The sequence below is a fragment of the Bdellovibrio sp. HCB117 genome (assembly GCF_047305915.1).
GTDB classification, from domain to species: domain Bacteria; phylum Bdellovibrionota; class Bdellovibrionia; order Bdellovibrionales; family Bdellovibrionaceae; genus Bdellovibrio; species Bdellovibrio bacteriovorus_B.
Genome location: NZ_CP178622.1, coordinates 3,582,351 through 3,601,090 on the forward strand (window position 1 = coordinate 3,582,351; position 18,740 = coordinate 3,601,090).

General features: G+C 46.0%; 15 protein-coding genes. 11 read left to right on the forward strand and 4 right to left on the reverse strand.

Annotated features, from left to right (window positions below; translation table 11 throughout):
* Positions 1-100 precede the first annotated feature (100 nt).
* The 3 genes from ACLWBD_RS16965 to ACLWBD_RS16975 are packed head-to-tail and all read left to right on the forward strand — an operon-like array spanning position 101 to position 3,038.
* Positions 101-970 carry a hypothetical protein gene (locus ACLWBD_RS16965; RefSeq protein ID WP_413569068.1) on the forward strand — a complete coding sequence of 290 codons (870 nt, stop codon included), beginning with the start codon at positions 101-103 and terminating at the stop codon, positions 968-970.
* Positions 971-1,002: 32 nt separating this feature from the next.
* The gene (locus ACLWBD_RS16970; RefSeq protein ID WP_253720790.1) at positions 1,003-2,037 is read left to right on the forward strand and encodes an aminoglycoside phosphotransferase family protein; all 1,035 of its coding nucleotides are present in this window, start codon (positions 1,003-1,005) and stop codon (positions 2,035-2,037) included.
* Positions 2,034-3,038, forward strand: a complete 1,005-nt coding sequence (locus ACLWBD_RS16975) for a sugar phosphate nucleotidyltransferase (protein ID WP_413569069.1) — start codon at positions 2,034-2,036, stop codon at positions 3,036-3,038. The genes ACLWBD_RS16970 and ACLWBD_RS16975 overlap by 4 nt, the downstream gene beginning before the upstream one ends.
* A gap of 53 nt (positions 3,039-3,091) precedes the next feature.
* Here ACLWBD_RS16975 and ACLWBD_RS16980 read toward each other — a convergent pair whose 3' ends face one another.
* From ACLWBD_RS16980 to ACLWBD_RS16990, 3 genes are all read right to left on the reverse strand, one after another.
* Positions 3,092-4,123, reverse strand: coding sequence for a hypothetical protein (locus tag ACLWBD_RS16980; protein WP_413569070.1), 1,032 nt, complete (start codon positions 4,121-4,123; stop codon positions 3,092-3,094).
* Positions 4,124-4,132: 9 nt separating this feature from the next.
* Positions 4,133-5,686, reverse strand: a complete 1,554-nt coding sequence (locus tag ACLWBD_RS16985; protein WP_413569071.1) for a hypothetical protein — start codon at positions 5,684-5,686, stop codon at positions 4,133-4,135.
* Positions 5,687-5,779: 93 nt separating this feature from the next.
* Positions 5,780-8,008, reverse strand: a complete 2,229-nt coding sequence (locus ACLWBD_RS16990) for a Tad domain-containing protein (RefSeq protein ID WP_413569072.1) — start codon at positions 8,006-8,008, stop codon at positions 5,780-5,782.
* A 121-nt stretch (positions 8,009-8,129) separates the two neighbouring features.
* Here ACLWBD_RS16990 and ACLWBD_RS16995 point away from each other — a divergent pair, with 121 nt between their 5' ends.
* The 8 genes from ACLWBD_RS16995 to ACLWBD_RS17030 all read left to right on the forward strand — a co-directional run bounded on the left by ACLWBD_RS16995 (position 8,130) and on the right by ACLWBD_RS17030 (position 18,463).
* Positions 8,130-9,008: a hypothetical protein gene (locus tag ACLWBD_RS16995; RefSeq protein WP_413569073.1), complete on the forward strand. Its 879-nt coding sequence runs from the start codon at positions 8,130-8,132 to the stop codon at positions 9,006-9,008.
* Positions 9,009-9,011: 3 nt separating this feature from the next.
* The gene (gene nagZ, locus ACLWBD_RS17000) at positions 9,012-10,127 is read left to right on the forward strand and encodes a beta-N-acetylhexosaminidase (protein WP_063205540.1); all 1,116 of its coding nucleotides are present in this window, start codon (positions 9,012-9,014) and stop codon (positions 10,125-10,127) included.
* A gap of 66 nt (positions 10,128-10,193) precedes the next feature.
* Positions 10,194-11,186, forward strand: coding sequence for a ligase-associated DNA damage response exonuclease (locus ACLWBD_RS17005; RefSeq protein WP_413569074.1), 993 nt, complete (start codon positions 10,194-10,196; stop codon positions 11,184-11,186).
* Positions 11,183-12,805 (forward strand): ATP-dependent DNA ligase, encoded by a 1,623-nt coding sequence (locus ACLWBD_RS17010; protein ID WP_413569075.1) that lies wholly within the window; start codon positions 11,183-11,185, stop codon positions 12,803-12,805. The genes ACLWBD_RS17005 and ACLWBD_RS17010 overlap by 4 nt, the downstream gene beginning before the upstream one ends.
* Positions 12,802-15,243, forward strand: coding sequence for a ligase-associated DNA damage response DEXH box helicase (locus tag ACLWBD_RS17015; RefSeq protein ID WP_413569076.1), 2,442 nt, complete (start codon positions 12,802-12,804; stop codon positions 15,241-15,243). Before ACLWBD_RS17010 ends, ACLWBD_RS17015 begins: the two co-directional genes overlap by 4 nt.
* Positions 15,212-15,865 carry a ligase-associated DNA damage response endonuclease PdeM gene (gene pdeM, locus ACLWBD_RS17020; protein WP_413569077.1) on the forward strand — a complete coding sequence of 218 codons (654 nt, stop codon included), beginning with the start codon at positions 15,212-15,214 and terminating at the stop codon, positions 15,863-15,865. The genes ACLWBD_RS17015 and pdeM overlap by 32 nt, the downstream gene beginning before the upstream one ends.
* A 90-nt stretch (positions 15,866-15,955) precedes the next feature.
* Entirely contained in the window at positions 15,956-16,930 is a 975-nt protein-coding gene (locus ACLWBD_RS17025) for an SDR family oxidoreductase (RefSeq protein ID WP_413569078.1), read from the forward strand.
* Between the two features lie 150 nt (positions 16,931-17,080).
* The gene (locus ACLWBD_RS17030) at positions 17,081-18,463 is read left to right on the forward strand and encodes an energy transducer TonB (RefSeq protein WP_413569079.1); all 1,383 of its coding nucleotides are present in this window, start codon (positions 17,081-17,083) and stop codon (positions 18,461-18,463) included.
* 130 nt (positions 18,464-18,593) lie between these two features.
* Here ACLWBD_RS17030 and ACLWBD_RS17035 read toward each other — a convergent pair whose 3' ends face one another.
* Positions 18,594-18,722, reverse strand: coding sequence for a hypothetical protein (locus tag ACLWBD_RS17035; RefSeq protein ID WP_291516163.1), 129 nt, complete (start codon positions 18,720-18,722; stop codon positions 18,594-18,596).
* Positions 18,723-18,740: the final 18 nt, after the last annotated feature.

An 18,740-nucleotide genomic window follows, 5' to 3' on the forward strand; every position in this document is an offset into this window, starting at 1 on the left:
TTATAGCTTAAGCCCATGAAATTACGGGTAAATCACCTAAGCGCCAAAACTTGGCACTAGTCTTGTATTAATGGGTTTTGAGTGTAAGGGGTACGTGGGTATGCAGAACTCAACATTGGATAGCTCATTCGTAAATCGATTGAAGCAAATTCTCGCCAGCCGCTATGGGAAGGGTTTACAGGTTCGTCAGTTGATGGATCTGGCAGAGCTTAGTGCGGAAGATGTGTTCACGCGGGGGCGTGATCTTCACATTCCGATTCGTGTGAACGGATCTATCTTAGGAACAGCCGTTGTTCCTTCCGCCGATGATCTCAACGCAGAAAAACGCCAAGGGGTGGCGCAATTAGTGCGCATGGTTTTAGAGCCAGCCATGTACAAATGGTATCTCGATCAAAAAGAGTCGAATCTTTTAGAGCTGAGCAAAGCCAACCTGACTTTGGATAACGTGGCTTTATTTGGCGAAGACCCTTTGCCATCTATTGATGAAATCTTAAGTGATACCGAATTAGACCTCAACGAAGGTCTAGCTACGGAGCTGATTTCTCAGCTTATCCATCTTGAAGGTCGTTCTGAAAACACCAATAAGAAAGTAGCCCTTCAACTTCACGAAATCACGGGACGCTGGGCTTTTGTTCCTTTCAACGATATCAAAGGGCAGCTGCACTCTGCGCAAGACATTGCGAAAATGGGTGCGATGACAATCTTTGTGGAGAATGTTGAGAAGCTCAATGCGGCTGAACAAGAACTTTTGATGGATTACATCGCTGAAGAGCGCTCTTCAGAAGAGCCTCTAATAATTACGAGTTCCGCAGTAACTTTGGACGAGCTGACTCGCTCAGATTTGGCCTCAGATCTTGTCGATGAACTTTCTGTGAACTGTTTTGAAGTGGACCGCGCTCCTCTGACGACTCAGGGTCTTAAGGAAGTCCTGGAACTCTTTTTTATGAAAGATTCCACGATCGACGCCTAAAAGTTTAGTTCTTGATAATCATCTGAGTGTCTGTGAGAATTTTTCTTATGGTCACTCATGATGAATACTTAGTTCCATTTCTTTCTCGCTCGCTGCAAAGCGATTCCTATAAAGTCTTCTCTTTAGCTGGAGATGCTTCCAACCGTCGCTATTACCGCGTGGTCTTGGACAATCAATCATGGGTCCTCATGCGTTGGGAACCTTTTCAGCCCGACAACTATCCGTTCTTAAGCGTTTTAAATCATTTTGCTAAAAACGGAGTTCACGTACCCCAGGTGGTTTCCATGTCCCCGGAAGAGGGATTGGTTCTTCTGGAAGACCTCGGTGATCTGACTTTGGAAAGAAAATTCTGGGAAAGCCAGCATCAAGAAGCTTCGATGGATTTTTATCAGATGGCCGTCGATGAGATCGTAAAAATTCATCATCCTGCCACTTTGAATAAATCGGACTGCACGGCTTTTAAAATCGAATTCAATACTGAAAAGTTCTTGTGGGAAATGAACTATGGTAAGGACAACCTTATCCATGGTGTTCTGAAGTTTTCATTCAACGAAAAGCTGCAAAAAGAAATCTCTGATATCTTTTTAGATGTCTGCACCCGCTTGGATAAAGAGCCTAAACGCATTGCTCACCGCGATTACCATTCTCGCAACCTGATGATTAAGCTGGATCAAATGAGCGTGATCGATTTTCAAGATGCGCGTTTAGGACCGATTCAATACGATCTTGTCAGCCTGATGCGCGATTCTTACGTCGACATGAACGACGAAATGGCGAATAAGCTAATTAATTACTACTTGGATCAATCCAAGCAGTACCTGCCAAAAGATTTCTCGCGCGAACACTTTGATCGCATCTATGAACTTCAATCGATTCAACGTTGCTTCAAAGCTTGCGGAAGTTTCGCTAGCTTCTTCCATTTGCGCCAAGACCGTCGCTATTTGAAATATCTTTCAGGGACACTTCGTCGCGTGATGAAGGCGATCAATGAGTTCCCAGAATACAAAACATTTGCGGATGTCTTGATTGATTCTGGCGCCTTAGAAAGAAAGTACGAATCACTATGAACGTGATGTTGCTCGCGGCTGGCGAAGGCACCCGTCTTCGTCCCTATACCACTATTTTACCCAAGCCCGCGATTCCGTTTTTGACGATTCCCTTGGCGGCTCACTCGTTAGGTTTCCTGCGAGAAATTAGTATTAATAAGCTCGTGGTGAATACTTATCACCTGCCAAAGAAAATCCACGAACTTTTCCACAGACTTCCACACAAAGCAGAAAGCCTGCATTTTTCGAACGAAGTCGGAGCCATTCTTGGCAGTGGTGGCGGATTGGGTAAGGCTCGCGATCACTTCAAAGGCGGCGGCGACTTTATTATGATGAATGCGGATGAAGTGATTCTTCCGCAAGATTCAGCCGTTCTTAATAAAGCCATTTCTTTGCATTCACAATCGAAAGCCATCGCAACATTGATGGTGATGGACCATCCAGGGGTTGGAACACAGTTTGGTGGCGTCTGGACAGATGCTAACAACAACGTGTTAGGTTTTGGAAAACAACCTATTCAGGGAAGCGTGAAGGCTTGGCACTTTGTAGGTGCTCAAATTCTTTCTGAAGAAGTATTTTCGTTTATTCCATTAGAGGGTGAATCCAACATTCTTTATGATGCTTTGACCGTCGCTATTCAAAAGGGTCACGTCGTCAAAGCCTTTCCGTTTCAATGCAGTTGGTTTGAAACCGGAAATCCCGGGGACTTTCTGGAAGCCAGCCGAAAATGTTTTTCTTATTTGGCGGCGGCAGAAGATTCTTTTCAGAAAAAGGCGTTAACCGCAAACATCCAAGACTATGCTCCAAAACCTGTTCATGTGACTTCTGAATTTGGCGGACAAAGAGTCATTTCTGAAGGTGCAAAGATTGATATCTCTTCAAAGATTCAAGGTCTTTTCTGTATTGGAAGTGGAAGTTCCGTCGCGTCGGGTTGCCAGTTAGAGAACGTGATTGTAGGGGATGGTGTTCAGGTCAGCGCGGGAACTCAGATCGCAAATACTTTGTTGCTGGAAAGTATTTAAATGAAAAAACGGTGCTTGTTCAGAGCACCGTTTTCTATTTTTCGATTTTTTAATTACTTTTGCAGTGCCAGTTCCGCATCCGTGAAGAAAGACTCTTGGCTTTCTTTCACTTTATATCTTCGAGTCATCATTAAGAAGATACTGTCAGCAGCGACACCGATCGGTTCACCATTATAGTTTTTCTGCATTCCCGCAAGACTTGAAGGATCACGGTCTAAAGCACCGCGACCTGCACCATCATTACTCGCGTAAGCACCACCAGCCGTGCTGTCGTCTGTAGACTCCGAAGGACCGGAGCCAGAGACACCTCCGCCGCCGCCTTCTTCAAACCCGTTCGCTGCTGTCTTTGAACCAAGTTTTAGCTTTTCCATTTTTTCTGCGGCTTTTTTCTCGATGGCTCCTGCGAGCGACATCAAACCATCAATCGCGCCTGGAGGAATCCCCGCGGCCGCCATCGATTCTTTGGAAGCGAAGTCAGAAAGCTTGTACGTCTTTCCGTTTACGGTCGCAGTTCCTTTTTTAGCGTCTAAGACGCCCATGCTTTCAAGTTTCTTAATGTTATTTGCAACTGCAGCGGTGTGTGGGTCTTTAGCAGTTTCACCTAGATCACTTGGATCGTAAGTTCCACCGCCAGTATTTAGATCTCCGAGACCATCGGTATCAAAACCGGTTAAGCCTGCCATATTTGATGACTTACCGTGGGCTCCCCCTTGCTTCATAGAAAGAAGGCCCAACATCACTTCCATCACACCTTTTGCGACTAGGCCCCAACCCACTGGAGAAGAGCTATATCCCGCAGAAATATCCGCCGTTCCCATCGCGATAAACATCCCGCCTGTGAGGAAAGACATGGCCTTACCATCGCTATTTGAATCCTTTGTTTTATCGGCAGAGTCATTGACGGAGGGCTGCCCACCACCCGTTGTTTCAATACCATTCGATGCTCCAGAGCCGGTTTTAGTTCCCGTTCCTGGTCCCTTTTGCGTTGCAGCCGACGGAGTTACAGTTGCTGCACCCCCGAATGCCACATTCGAAGAGAGCCCCACACTTAGTGCACAGATGTATTTTAAGAATGTTTTAGTCATTCGTGCCCCCTAGTTATTCAACAGAGTGTTTTTATTATCACGGTAGCGCTCTTTGACTTTTTCCCAGTTGGATTTACCACCCTGGCCCGTCACTTCGTTTTTCCAAGCTTGCTGTTGTCCCGCAACACCTTTGCTTGGATCTTTCGCTCCGCCTGGAAGATATGCGCGATATTTATCTCCGCTGCCACCACCGAAGCTGCCGAAGCCACCGCCTCCGCCGCCACCACCGGTGCCGCCAAGAATATTTGCATCAAGACCTTTTGCCGCCGCTTCAGAAGGTTTGTCGCCGCTGGCACTGATACCACCGCCGCCACCTAAACCTGCGCCACCGCCTGAAGGTGCGCCGGGCATACCACCACTGTCGCCGCCGCTACCGCTTGCTCCACCTGTTGGTGAATCAAGCCCTGGAATGCTTCCGCCGCCAAGACCGGCAACACTGCGGTCACCTGAGATATTTGATTTATCAGTCGAACCTGTTCCTACGCCACCAACGACAGAACTTTCACCTGGTTTTTCATAGTTGTTAGAACAGCCCGGAGTTCTGGGATTTGCCAAACAAATACACTCTGGCAAATTTGCATTGGCAGCGACTTTACATTTTTCTTCAGTGGATGCTGTTGTGGTTGGAGTGGTACTACCGCTTGTGTCTTCGTCACACTTCTGACCTTGCTTCATTGAATTTGCAAGGGACATGATACCCGAACCTGCAGAGGCTAATAGCTGAGCGTACTTGCCAGTGCAAAGACTGACTTTTCCAGAGATCGAGCGTTTGTCACCCTTCTCTTGCTCTTGTTTCACATATTGCATGATATTTTTTAGGTCATTATGATAAGAGGCTTTATACGATTCACATAATTGAGTTTGTCCAGGATTCGGATTGGGCGCACACTGCGCACTTTTTTCTGCAGCAGCCGCATACTTTTGCATATCCTCTAAGCCTGAACGGGCTTTTACACACGAAACACCGCAGCCCGCTTTCATTACACCACAAGCAGATGTATAAGCAGTCAAACCCGCTTTTGCGATATCCATGGCTTTAGCAAAACCACTACAAGCATCGTTAACAGCCATCCCGCCTAAGGTTGAAAGCAGAATGTTAATATTAGATGCTGTAGATGCAAGATCAGGACTGTATTCTTCAAGGCATACAGTTGAAGCACGAGAGTGATTGTTTAAGCAAGATTGTCTCCATCCCGTGTACTGCTCAAAACCCTTTTTAATTTGCTCATATTGATCATTAACGAGGCCGCCCTGCTTGTAACCCTGAATATTGGCATTCAGGTTCTCCATCATACTTTTCATCTGGTTGCAGGTTTCTTTTTTTCCTTTACCTGCTAAGTCTTTATCTGGAGTTGAACCGCTAATACCACCCGAGGTGACCCCGGATCCAGCCGGTGCCGCATTTGCTTTATCATCATCGGTATCAGCGCAAGGGTCACCACCGCCGCTACCTGCACTTGCTTCAGTTGGAGGGCTTTTCGGAGCACCATCATTTGCAAAAGAATGAGGAGTATAGAGACTCATCGAGCCCAATAATATATAGGTGATAAATAGACTTTTCATGAGATTCCCCTATGTCTCACTTTTCGGACAAAGGTCTACCGTTCTTGAGTATTTTCTTGGCGTATCAGAATGAGACGCTCTAGATAAATTTATTTAGAATTCGTCGTCTGGAGGTGGAGGATTCAAGAGCGGGCCAGCGCCAGAAGCTTCTCCACCCAATTTCAAATCAGCAGAGCGAAGATAATCTGACGACACCATCTTAACGGCGTATCCCGTAGTTCCACCCATCACACAGTTTCCTGGAGTTGGAGGATTAGGAGCATTGTTATCAGCCCCCTTTGGAAGATCGGTGCATTTTCCAAACTTATTTGTATCTAAGGAATAGTTGTTCAAACCGACGGGAGCCCATGATGTGAGAAGATGCTTCCAGTCACTCAAAGTAAATGTAAACTGCTCTTTCACTAAGCCTTTCGTGTTTACTAGATCCCCTGGATCGTTGATAACTTGAAACTGATCTTTGACGCCAAATTTTTCGTAGTCGTAAGCTCCTTGTCGGTACCCTCTACGATAGCCAAGGTCAGGACGCAGATCTTGATTGCTGGTAAATGCAGATCCCGGCCCCGCAAAGAACCCATTCTTTAAGCGAAGAAAATAGTTGTGATAAAAATCGGGTTCAATCGAATAGTAGGCCGTGTCGAAAGTATCAGGTAGAATTGCCGCCATTTCTAAGATCCGCATTGGTGACGGGCGATTTGCTGCTCTATCAAATGCCATGACATCACCTGAGCCGCCTCGATTGATAAAATCAAAGGGGAGGTCATCCCAGTGTGCAAAGTTCGGGGCGTCAACCCCGTCATAAACGGAGTTAGTAGCTGAGTCGTCACGTAGCGCAGTTCCATTTCTCCAACCCGAATCCAATTCGTAGATAGCTTTACCGTAGTGACCAAGCATCTTATAAGTTTTGAGACCAAATTTATCCCCAATAAAACGGCTATAATTAGCAGCTCGATTTTCAGCACCTTCGGCGCTTTCACTGATAGTTGAAAGTGCGGAGGTGTCCGTTACTCGAGGGGCCATGTTTGGATCTGTTTTGTCATTGGGATTACCTTCAGACCAACGAGATCCCCGATTCCAATTTTTATAATACCAAGGACCAACTCGTCCACCGAAGGGTTTATAGAAAGCGCGCGCTTTAAGCGTAATCGCACCTAGTGGAGAAAAAGGAATCTTGGGTTGTGTGGTTGCAGACACCCCTGTGTAAGCCATACACCAAGGATTTTTTTCCACACCAATAGAAAAGTTGAAATTATCATTCAAGTCAGTTCGGTAGCCAATCCACTGAGCCATCTTATCGATGGAGGAACTCATTTCAGTTTCATTTTTATGATGTGGGAAACTATACGGATTATTTGAGTGCTCTTTCGCTATAATATTAATCGAATTATTGTTACCGCACTGGGTATCAATATAGCGAAAGCCGGGGTAAATACGAATAGGTGTGAGCCACTTGGCGGGAGCACCATCTGCTAATCCCTCGGCATTACAATCACCCGACCCTAAAGAGTTAAACATGTCCATACGAACAGTCGAACGATTCGCCGCCGTTAAATTATTGGCTAAGGTTTTTTCAACTCCGGTCTTTACACTTTGGCCGTCAATGTCGTAGAAATCTGACTTCGTACCACTTGTAGCTCTAGAAAGATGCTTGATAGCTTCCATGCGATTGTTTTGATCCAGGTTGTAGCCAACCACGAACTTTGCAAGCATCAAATAGTTGTACGAGCCGAAATACTTACAGCGCTCAATCGCATTTCTTTTTAGAACATCACTGGCCCTGTCAATTTGCCTTGAGAATGCTTGGTGAAACGCAATGACCCCAGGAGCGTCCCAAAGTCTGGTAGCTCTTCCCGTGGCCATATTACGACATGTATTCTCTCCCGGAGGCATCGGTTTAAAAGGAATATATGTGATGCAAAAAGCAGGAGCCGTTTGGTAATTATTAGCAATAGAGTCGGACGTATTGACTATATCATCAAGCATTCCCGACTTTAGCTGACGAGTGCTTTTATCATAAGGGTGATAAGTCCACTCCCCCGCACTCCCCAACATACGATAGCGCCAAGCTAGAAGTTTCCAACTTTGACGAATTTGATAATTCATGTGCGCAATCGCATTCATGTTTTCAGCTTGTCTTGAAGCCGCGTAGTAAGCGGCAAGATCGACGGAGTTTTGCAGATTGATTTTGTGATGAACTAACAAACCAACATTGATGACCATCGCGAAAAATAAAAACAGAATTTGAAAGATCAACGCGACGAAAAGTGCGACCTGACCTTTGCGGTTTTTTAAATTCTGATTGAAAGTGCTTCGTCTGTTCAACATTGTGTTTAAACATTGTCTCTTAGTCGGCGTCTCGAAGCAATAACTCGACCTCTAAAACTTTGACTTGTTCTATAGTGAGATGACAGACTTTTGGACATAGTTCTATGGAGGGAACTCGACGATGGTCCGATCCGTTCTCCTTGCCGTTGCTGTGTCCGTTTTTTCTTTGGCGGCACGAGCAGAAATTCTGTTTGAAGGTTACTCGAAAATTCTTTCGAACGATCAGCATATTGGGTATGTGATCAGCCGTTACGAGTTCGACGCTAAAAAGAAGCATTTTATTTCTACCTATTTCCTTAAAACAGGAAAAGGGCCGACAGAAGTCACTGAAAGTTTGAAGGCCGTAGCGGATTCCGAACTAGCGCCCATTTCTTACGAATACACAAATCTTGCTGGCAAAGAAAGTAAGACCATTGATGCCAAGTTCAAGAACGGCACAATGAGCGGAGTCATCCTTTCCGGAGGAAAAACCCAGCGAATTGAAAAGAAGATTCCTAAAGGAACCTTTCTTTCAACGTTCCTGGTCTATCTGATGTTAAAAAGTAAAGAAGGACTTCGTTCGGAAACCAACTATGAGTACCAAGCCATTGCCGAAGAAGACGCCGCGATCACTAAAGGACAAGCTTTGGTTGGCAAGGAAGAAACTTTTAATGGGTTTAAAGTATTTAAAATCCTCAACACATTTAAAGACATGAAGTTTTTAAGCTATGTGAATGACCGTGGAGAAGTTCTGGGAACAAACGCCATGGGGCAAGGGATTACTACCGAACTAGTTGCTAATCCCTCTGAGGCCACAGCAAATCTTCCTTACAGCGCCACATTATTAAAAACTTTGTTTGGCAATGTACCGGTGGGTCAGGCTAATGTTGTTTATAGATCCTTGAAGCTCAAAGAAGCTGAAGCCAATGCGCCAGCTCCTTCCAAACAAATGGGTGTTCCTCAGGGACAAGGAATTATTATTAAGGCTCAGCCCGAGAAAGCGGAAAATAAAGGAAACTAGTTCATGAGCAGCATCAGTCATATCATTGGTCAGCACTTTTTTATTGGAATCTCCGGACATGCTCTGACTGCAGAAGAAAAAAAGTTTATCGTAGAGAACAATATCGGCGGTGTCTGTCTATTCGGCCGAAATGTGGCTGAACCCAAACAAGTTCGCGAACTCTGCGCTGAAATTCAATCTCTTCGCCACCAACAAACTGAAAAAGCACCGCTATTCATCGGTATTGATATGGAAGGTGGGCGAGTTCATCGTCTTAAGTCTCCTTTCACAGTTTGGCCTCCCCTTCGTAAACTAGGTGATCTTGATGCGCCTACCGTGTCTTTTCATTTCGCAAACCGCATGGGTCAAGAAATGAAGGCTGTCGGTATTAATTTAGATTTTGCCCCTTGCGTAGACATCTTTACGAACCAAGCAAACACTGTCATCGGAGACCGCTCGATCGGAAGTGATCCTGAATTGGTCGCAAAACATGCTTCCGCCTTGGTGCGGGGTTATATCAAATCTGAAATCATCACTTGCGCAAAACACTTTCCTGGTCACGGCAACACGATTGTGGATAGTCATGAAGATCTTCCCGTTGAAAACTTGGATCTTGAAAGACTTGAAGCTTGTGAACTTATTCCTTTCAGAAAAAGTTTTAAAGCTCGCGTAGATATGGTGATGACTTCACATATTAAGTTCCCAAAAATTGATCCTGATTGGCCAGTGACGTTGTCTGAAACTTTTATTCAAAAAATCATTCGTGATGAATGCCGCTACAAAGGATTGATCGTCACTGATGACTTAGGAATGAAGGCGATGACGAAGCACTATGGAATTACAGAGGTTCCAGTGCGCGCGCTCAAAGCCGGTGTCGACTTACTTCTTTACTGCAACGATCCTGAGGTTCCTCCACAAGCCTACGAAGCAGTATTGGAGGCAACAGCTCAGGGTTCTTTATCCAAAGAACGTCTTGAAGACAGCTATCGCCGCATCATGGATTTGAAAAAAACAAAAATTCCGAATCCCGAGCCTTTGCCACTTAACGAAGTGGTGAATATCGTAGGACACCCAGACCATCTAAAAATTGCAAAAGCCATTGCAAATGGTCAAGTTCCAGACGGACTTCTTCCCGAATAGTTATCGCTGCCAAAACACAGGCGTCCTTTCATAGGACGTTTTCTTTCGCGGTGTTACGCTTAATAAATGGATCTTATTCGCGTAACACCCGAGGGACTTTATTGTGATTTAGGCGAGTTCTATATAGACCCGTGGCGCCCTGTTCGCCATGCGCTGATTACGCACGCACATTCCGATCATGCCCGCTGGGGATCCAAAATCTATTATGCTCCCGAACGAGGTTTAGCATTGCTCAAATCAAGATTGGGCGAAGGCCTGCACGTCGAAGGTAAGAAGTGGGGAGAAAAATTTCGGATGGGTTCTGTTTGGGTGAGTTTCCATCCTGCGGGACACATTCTGGGCTCGTCTCAAGTGCGTATAGAATACAAAGATCAGGTTTGGGTCGCATCAGGTGATTACAAAAGAACGCCGGATCCATCTTGCGACGCTTTTGAGGTTCAACAATGTGACACTTTTATTTCTGAAGCAACATTTGCCTTGCCGGTTTATAAATGGGATCAAGGCGAGGTCACAGCAAAAAAAATCTTCGATTGGTGGCAATCGGATCTGGATAGACCGACCTTAATTTTCTGCTATGCCTTAGGAAAAGCGCAAAGAATTCTGGCAGAACTTAAAAGATTCACCGATCAACCCGTTTATCTTCATGGAGCGGTCGAAGGCCTTACACAAATCTATCGCGATGCTGGGATTGCAATGCTTCCGACCGTGTCCGTTATGTCCAAGGAAAAAGGATATAACTTTAAGGGTGATCTTATCATTGCTCCCCCTTCAGCACACCGCTCTCCATGGATGAAAAGATTTAAAGAGCCACAAACAGCTTTTCTATCCGGATGGATGCAAGTTCGGGGAACGCGCAGAAGGAAGGGTTATGAAAAGGGTTTTGCACTTTCTGATCACGCGGATTGGAACGAGCTCAATCAGACCATCCAAGAAACAGGAGCCTCAGATATTTTTTTGACTCACGGAAGAACCGACGTCCTTGCCCGCTTCCTAGAAGAGCAAGGCAAAAGTGTTCGCTTCTTTGAAACACAGTTCACCGCCGAAGAGGAGGCTTCATGAGAGCCTTCGCACAACTTTACGATGAATTGGATTCCACGACATCGACGAATGAAAAAGTCTCTGCTCTTAAAAAGTACTTCGAAAGAGCCAAAGCAGACGATGCAATGTGGGCAATTTTAGTTCTTACCGGAAAAATATCGAAACGCATTCTTACATCGCGGGATTTAAGAAAATTATTTTTAGAGGCCACGAAGTATCCAGAATGGCTGTACGATGAAAGTTATCATCACGTGGGTGATACCGCAGAAACATTGAGTTTGCTTGCGCACTCACTCAACCTCTGCCGAGAAGAATCTTCTTCCAAACAGAAATCACTCACGAAGTGGCTTGAAAAGGAAATTCCCAATTTAGCCTCACTGAAAGACGATCCCGCACAAACCGAAAGGCTTCTGGAATGGTGGCAAGACCTGACTTACCAAGAGGTCTTTATTCTCAATAAACTTATAACAGGCGCCTTCCGGGTGGGAGTGAGTGACAAACTCGTGATTAGGTCCATCGCGGAAGTATACTCTCTTCCCACTGATCAAGTGGCGCACCGACTGACCGGAGATATTAAACCCGGTAAAGAAACTTTTGAGCAGCTAATCTCTGCAGAACCAACAGAGCTCAACTTTTCTCAGCCTTATCCATTTTGCCTAGCCCATGCTTGGAGTGATCGCAGCGAAAGCTCCTTCAACTCGGAGGACTGGTGTTTAGAATGGAAATATGACGGGATTCGAGCTCAAGTCATTCGCCGCGAAGACAAACTCTGGATCTGGTCGCGGGGTGAAGAGCAAATTACTCACGCTTTTCCCGAAGTCGCTTCGGAATTACAAAAGCTTGAACCCGGAACCGTCTTAGATGGAGAGATCCTAGTTTTCGCAGAAGGTCGCATTAGACCCTTTCAAGACCTACAAAAAAGATTGGGACGAAAGAAGGTGAGCGCCGCTCTTCTGAAAGAAAAACCGGCGGGCTATATTGTCTATGACTGTCTTGAATATGAAGGTGTCGATCTTAGAAATCGTTCCTTACGTGAAAGAAAAGAGTTTATTAAAAAGGCCTTAGCGAAAATTAAGCATCCGAATATTCGCGTTTCCTCAATTCTGCACGCAGAAAACGTTGCAGCATTAGATCAGTTGCGCGCTAATGCGCGAGAAAATGATGCCGAAGGATTGATGATTAAGCACTGGAATGGCGCCTACACGGTCGGACGAAAAACGGGTAACTGGTGGAAGTACAAAGTGGAGCCATTAACTTTAGATGCCGTGTTGCTTTATGCCCAGGCTGGCACAGGCCGCAGATCCAATCTTTACACGGACTATACTTTCGCACTCTGGAATGAACAACACGAGCTTACACCGTTTGCAAAAGCCTATTCTGGATTAGACCAGACTGAGATTGATGAGCTTGATAATTGGATTCGTCGTAACACCGTTGAAAAATTCGGACCTGTTAGATCGGTTCAGCCATTTCACGTTTTTGAAATCGCTTTCGAAGGTATATCAGAATCCACAAGACACAAATCGGGACTGGCGGTGCGCTTCCCCCGGATCTTGAGATGGCGTAAAGATAAGAAGCCCGATGATGCCGACACTTTAAAAACAGCGCGAGAACTTTTAGACGCCGCAGGGAAATCATGAAGGAGTTAAAGCCCATCCATGATTTTTTCAAGAACCGCAAATGGAAGCCTTTTCCGTTTCAGGTTCAAGCTTGGGAAGCCTTCCTAAGAGGCGAATCGGGCCTGTTACACATTCCCACCGGTTCCGGAAAAACTTATGCCGCCACTATGGGCCCTTTTGCAAAGTTTCTGAATAAACCGCGCAAAGGCTTAAAGGCTCTCTACATCACTCCCCTTCGCGCCCTCACGCGCGATTTGGAGCTTGCTCTGTTAGAACCCATTCAACAGGAAAAATGGCCGCTTAAAATCGCTTCCCGAACCGGAGATACGGCTTTGTCGGCAAAGAAAAAGCAATTGAAGGAACCCGCCGACTTAATGCTGACGACCCCAGAATCCTTAGCCGTACTCATTTCACAGTTAGATGCCGAAGACATTCTAAAAAACATTGAAGTCGTTATTCTCGATGAGTGGCATGAGTTGATGTCCAGTAAACGAGGCAGTCTTATTGAGCTGTCTCTTTCTTATCTAAGAAGTCTCAACCCCGAGGTTCAAACCTGGGCGATGTCGGCTTCGATCTCAAACCTTAATGAAGCCGCTCAAGTTGCCGTCGGTCGCGCGCAAGAGCCGGTGATAATTTCGGGAGGCTCGGACCGAAATTTGGATTTGGATACGCTTCTTCCGAAAAAAATCGACCGCTTTCCCTGGGCCGGACACTTAGGTTTAAGCCTGAAAGAATCTCTTTTAGAAGAACTTGATCCCGATGTCTCGACTTTGATTTTCACGAACACGCGTTCACAAGCAGAAAAATGGTTCGAAACAATTCTTTCGATGAAACCCGAGATGGAACCTCTCATGGCTTTGCATCACAGCTCTTTAGAAAGAGAAGAGCGCGAGGCCGTCGAAGAGGGAATTAAAGAAGGGCTTCTTAAATGGGTGATCTGCACTTCTTCATTGGATTTAGGTGTCGACTTTCAACCTGTCGAACGTGTTGTACAAATCGGAAGTCCGAAGATGGTCGCGCGCATGATTCAAAGGGCAGGTCGTTCCGCCCATCGCCCGGGTGGTAAAAGCCGGTTGCTATTTGTACCTACAAACTCTTGGGAAATTTTAGAGTTAGAAGCCGTAAAGAAAGCCTTAAAAGACAAGCGCATCGAGCCCCGACGCCCTTTAAAGAAACCCATCGACGTGCTATTGCAGCACATGATGACGTTGGCCTGCGGACCGGGACTGCGCTTAGATGAGCTGTGGCTATCATTGAAAGAGACCTATTCTTTTTCAGACATCACACCCGAAGAACTGAACTGGTGCCGCCAGTTTTTAACTAAAGGCGGGGAAACACTGCAGTCCTACCCGCAATTTCACAAACTCACGTATGACGAAGAGACCGGCAAATATCGACCTGCAAATTCTCGTGTCGCCAGTCACCATCGGATGAGTATTGGCACTATTGTCTCTAGAGAATCCGTTCGCGTGTCTTATACGAACAGATCCCGTATTGGCTCCGTCGAAGAAAATTTTATTTCTAAGCTCAAAAAAGGCGACGTTTTTCAATTTGCCGGCAAGAAACTCGAGTTCGTTTTACTCAAAGACATGACGGCTTACGTAAAGGCCAGCAAAGCCACTACAAATGTGATTCCTTCGTGGGACGGCGGCCGCTTTCCCATTTCAGAAACACTAGGGCAAGCTCTTCGTGAAGTTCTCACCATGAAGCATCCACGACTTGATAAGCTCCTTCGGCCTTTATTAGGAACTCAAAAAGAGCTGTCTATACTTCCCGACGAAAATACTTTTCTGATAGAGAATTGGCATTCTAAAGAAGGAGAACATCTTTTCGTCTATCCTTTCGAGGGAAAATCCGTGCACGAAGGACTGGCGCAACTTTGGGGATATAGATTCGCTCAAAGAAAACCCACGACCTTTTCTTTTTCAGTGAACGACTATGGATTCGAGATCGTCGGCCCCGTTAATTACGGATTTCAAGACTTATTCGACGATGATTTCTACAGCGAAGATCAACTGATTGAAGAAATAGGTCAGTCTTTGCAGATTGGACAACTTTCACAGCGCCAATTCCGCGAAATCGCTCAGATTGCGGGGCTGGTTTTCACCGGATTTCCCGGATCTCCAAAGACTGGAAGACAATTGCAGATAAGCTCCTCACTCCTATATGACGTGTTTAAAAAGCATGAACCCAACAATTTACTAATAAAGCAAAGTCTGGACGAGGTGCTTTCGAATTCTTTAGAAAGCAGTCGAATCAAAAAAACTTTGCGCCGATTGCAAACCATGAAGACAGAATGGGTGCGTTTAGACTCACCTTCACCTTTGGCCTTTCCTCTTATTGTTGAAAATCTGGCTATCGGTAAATTGTCTAATGAAAGTCTTGAATCGAAAATCGCCCGACTAAAAAAATCCTGGGAAAAGAAAAATGAAGATTCAACTCGCGAGCGAAGAAATTGAACTTCTTCCAGAAAAAGCTTTTCATTGGCATAAAGAAAGATTGTTAGGTCTTTCAGATATCCATATTGGGAAAGCGGAAAGCTATCAACACGCCGGAGTTCCACTGCCATCGGGAGCCCACCGCGAAGATTTAGACAAAATGAGCTTTCTGATTGAAAGACATCATATTGAAAAAGTCGTCATCCTCGGTGATTGGATTCACACACAACACAGCATCAGCGAACTCGTCTTCCGCGATCTGCACAGGTTTTTCCACAGGCACAGCAACGTTCATTGGACTCTGCTTCTGGGAAATCACGAAAGAAACGCCTTCGAGCTGTTAAAGGATTTCCCGTTCCACATGGTCAGCGAAGATTTGGAATATCCGCCGTTTCTTTTCACGCACGGACACAAGTATCGCAGCTCGCCTTTCTTTCAGATTCAAGGACATACTCATCCGCTGGTCTCTATTCACGAAGGACCTTTAAGAATGAAACTTCCGTGTTTTCATCTCGAAAAAGATTGTCTGACGCTTCCCGCGTTTGGAAGTCTTACGGGCGGTTACGTCATTCGTCCTAAAAGAACAGATCAAGTTTTTGCCGTCGCTGAAAATGAAATTTTTGAAGTACGGACCAGACCTTAGAAAGAATCAGCGTTGCTTGTCAGCAAGGAACGGCATCTTATCATCTCTCTCCCTATGAAAGGAGTAACCTTTTAAGCTGAGGGGGTGCTCATGAAGTTCAAAGATTTCAAACCTAAACCACTCAAGCAACAGACGATAGTTATCACGGGTGCAACAAGCGGCATCGGTCTTGCGACGGCCGAAATGGCTGCTAAGCGCGGTGCGCGTGTAGCCCTTTCTTCGCGCAACACAGATGACTTGGAAAAAATCTGTCGGCGCTTGCAAGAGCAAGGATGCAACGTCATCGGCGTTAAGGCCGATGTCCGTAGAATTGAAGAATTAAAAGAGTTGTGTGAACAAACGAAGATGGCTTTTGGCAATATCGACACTTGGATTAATAATGCTGGCGGTTCCATCTATGGGCCCCTTTTAGAAATCCCCGAACGAGAAGAGCGAGAGCTTTTTGAGATGAATTTCTGGGGGGTTCGTCACGGCTGTCATGTCGCCGTCGAAGCACTCAAAGAAAAAGGAGGCGTGCTGATTAATCTGGGCAGTGAAGTTTCTTTACGCTCTATTCCTCTTCAAGGTATGTATTCCGCAAGCAAACATGCTGTGAAAGCCTACACGGACGCATTGCGGATGGAATTAGAGCATGACGAAATTCCAATTCAAGTTTGCTTGGTACGACCCACAGCCATCGACACTCCCTTTCCAGATCATGCGATCAATCACCTGAAATCGGGTGAGCCATCATTACCTGATCCAGTTTATCATCCCGACTATGCCGCAGAGGCGATCTTAAGATGCTGTGAAAAACCTGAGAGAGACGTGTGGGTGGGAGCTCCTTCAAAGATGCGAGCCATCATGGAGTTTTTGGCGCCAGAACTAACTGATAAAATGATGGAAAAATCTGCTTTCAAAGATCAATCCAAAGGAACCGATGTTCCCCACAGTGCAGAGAACGAAGGACTGTTTGCCGCCCCTGTGCAAGAGGGAGAAATTCAAGGTCATCACAAAAAGAAAGTCAAAGCAACCGACGAGATGAAGAAACCCCATGTTTCGGATCCCCGTCCTTCTCATCACTAACTAGGATGTCAGGCTCTCTTTGCTGAGGGCCTGACAATCGGCCGTACAGCCCTGAAAAATATTCCTGATCTTTCTGCCCCAGGTGGCCCTGGATAGTTCTGGGGTGGCCTAGGAATTGATAGTGCACTCCTTGATAGGACAGGAGTTTTTATGGGTTTTAACTTTGATAATGATAAGTCAAATAAAGCTGATGATCAGCTAAGTCTTTTTGACTTTCAAATGCCGAAGGCCGATTTCACAAACGAAACTCCGAAACAATCTCGTAGTGAAAACACCGCTGTTGATTTCGATATGTGGATGATGGCGCACAAAGAACCTGAGGTTAGCAAGACACCAAAGTTCGTGACTTTATCTGCCGCTGTTCACGCCGCCGCGATCTTAGCCATCGCCGTGATGACAGTGCCACTGGTTGAGACCGCAAAAACAGAGACGATCACGATTGAAATTGAAGACGTTCCCGCTCCTGTTATGAAAGCCCCTCGCGGAGCTCGCGTTCCTCCAACTCAAGGCGGAACTCCCGTGGATCAAAGCACTCCCCTCGTGGAGAAAATGGAAGAGGCTGGCAGCCCCGGTGATATCGTCGTTGCAAAACCTTCAGCGCCGACGAAAACGAAAGCAAAAGCCGCTGCTAAATCTGTTGCCAAGGCTTTACCTGCGAAAGCTCCCAAAGCTTCTTCACAAGCGGTGGCAGGAAAAGCCGCACGCAGTATCGCCCCTAAGACGACATTCAAAGCCGTTCCAATGACAATTGATGATATTGAAGCTCCTGAATTAGATCAGGGAGAACTTTCGAAAGCCGCTGTCGCTTCAAATTTAAACGAAGACTTCAACGACGATTTTGAAAACATCGATCGTTCGCAAAGATCTGCTATTGAAGGTGAAAAGCGCTCTATGGAGGCTATGGCAGCAGCCCTCGCCGCTGAACAAGATGAAGATCTAAATGCTTTAGCGGATGCAAATCAAGAAGAAGCCGATCGCTTAGCGGCGGCCCAGAATTCTTTGCGTGAACGAAACGCTAAGTCTATCGCTTCAGCACTTGCCGCAGAAAGAGCGGCCGCCGCAGCTGCCTCAGCAAGACAGGCCGCGGCTCGCGAAGCAGCCGCTAAAAAAGGCGGCCTTGGCGGTAACGGCAATGGTCTTGGAATGAAAGATGGCGAAGGTGCCGGAAACTCTGGCTCAAAAGGGCCTGGGACCCAACTTTCAGGAATGCCCTCAGGCGTTCGCAGCCTTGATCAACTTCGCCAAATGCCAGGCAACCCAAGACCGCAATACGATCGTGAAGAACGTCGTCGCGGCGACCAAGGTGAAATTGCTTTCGTCGCTTATATCAATAAGCAAGGTTATGTGTCTCAATTCAAAATGTTGAAATCGACAGGATTCAGAAACCTGGATTCAAAAACCTTGGCGGCACTGAAAAAGTGGCGCTTTTATCCCGGCCAAGAAGGTTGGGTGGAGCTTCCATTCCGCTGGGACCTTAAAGGTGGAGTTCAGGAAGACGGTGGTCTGCTTCGTCGAAGCGTGAGCCGCAGATAAGATTTAATTCTTAGAACGAAAAAAGGGCCTTCAATGGGCCCTTTTTCTTTTTCCGCAGTCGACAGAAAAACGAAAAGCCCTTTGGAGTTCCCGCAGGGCTTAAATCTAACTACTTGAAATAACTAAGCAACTAGTCTTTGAAAAGAGCTTTAGCTGATTTTGTCGTACCTTTAGTGCGAACAGAAGCTTTACGCTTTTTGCCGCTTGTCGTTTTTTTCTTTTCGCGAATGTACTCAGTACGTTTTGTTTTAGAAGCCATGGTATCTCCTGCGTTTTT

What these genes read in the sequence shown, in the direction of transcription:
- ACLWBD_RS16980 (WP_413569070.1), bottom strand. Translation starts at nt 4,123, where the DNA reads ATGACTAAAACATTCTTAAAATACATCTGTGCACTAAGTGTGGGGCTC.
- ACLWBD_RS17035 (WP_291516163.1), bottom strand. Translation starts at nt 18,722, where the DNA reads ATGGCTTCTAAAACAAAACGTACTGAGTACATTCGCGAAAAGAAAAAA.
- ACLWBD_RS16975 (WP_413569069.1), top strand. Translation starts at nt 2,034, where the DNA reads ATGAACGTGATGTTGCTCGCGGCTGGCGAAGGCACCCGTCTTCGTCCC.
- ACLWBD_RS16965 (WP_413569068.1), top strand. Translation starts at nt 101, where the DNA reads ATGCAGAACTCAACATTGGATAGCTCATTCGTAAATCGATTGAAGCAA.
- ACLWBD_RS16995 (WP_413569073.1), top strand. Translation starts at nt 8,130, where the DNA reads ATGGTCCGATCCGTTCTCCTTGCCGTTGCTGTGTCCGTTTTTTCTTTG.
- ACLWBD_RS16990 (WP_413569072.1), bottom strand. Translation starts at nt 8,008, where the DNA reads ATGTTGAACAGACGAAGCACTTTCAATCAGAATTTAAAAAACCGCAAA.
- ACLWBD_RS17015 (WP_413569076.1), top strand. Translation starts at nt 12,802, where the DNA reads ATGAAGGAGTTAAAGCCCATCCATGATTTTTTCAAGAACCGCAAATGG.
- ACLWBD_RS16985 (WP_413569071.1), bottom strand. Translation starts at nt 5,686, where the DNA reads ATGAAAAGTCTATTTATCACCTATATATTATTGGGCTCGATGAGTCTC.
- ACLWBD_RS17010 (WP_413569075.1), top strand. Translation starts at nt 11,183, where the DNA reads ATGAGAGCCTTCGCACAACTTTACGATGAATTGGATTCCACGACATCG.
- ACLWBD_RS17005 (WP_413569074.1), top strand. Translation starts at nt 10,194, where the DNA reads ATGGATCTTATTCGCGTAACACCCGAGGGACTTTATTGTGATTTAGGC.
- nagZ (WP_063205540.1), top strand. Translation starts at nt 9,012, where the DNA reads ATGAGCAGCATCAGTCATATCATTGGTCAGCACTTTTTTATTGGAATC.
- ACLWBD_RS17030 (WP_413569079.1), top strand. Translation starts at nt 17,081, where the DNA reads ATGGGTTTTAACTTTGATAATGATAAGTCAAATAAAGCTGATGATCAG.
- pdeM (WP_413569077.1), top strand. Translation starts at nt 15,212, where the DNA reads ATGAAGATTCAACTCGCGAGCGAAGAAATTGAACTTCTTCCAGAAAAA.
- ACLWBD_RS17025 (WP_413569078.1), top strand. Translation starts at nt 15,956, where the DNA reads ATGAAGTTCAAAGATTTCAAACCTAAACCACTCAAGCAACAGACGATA.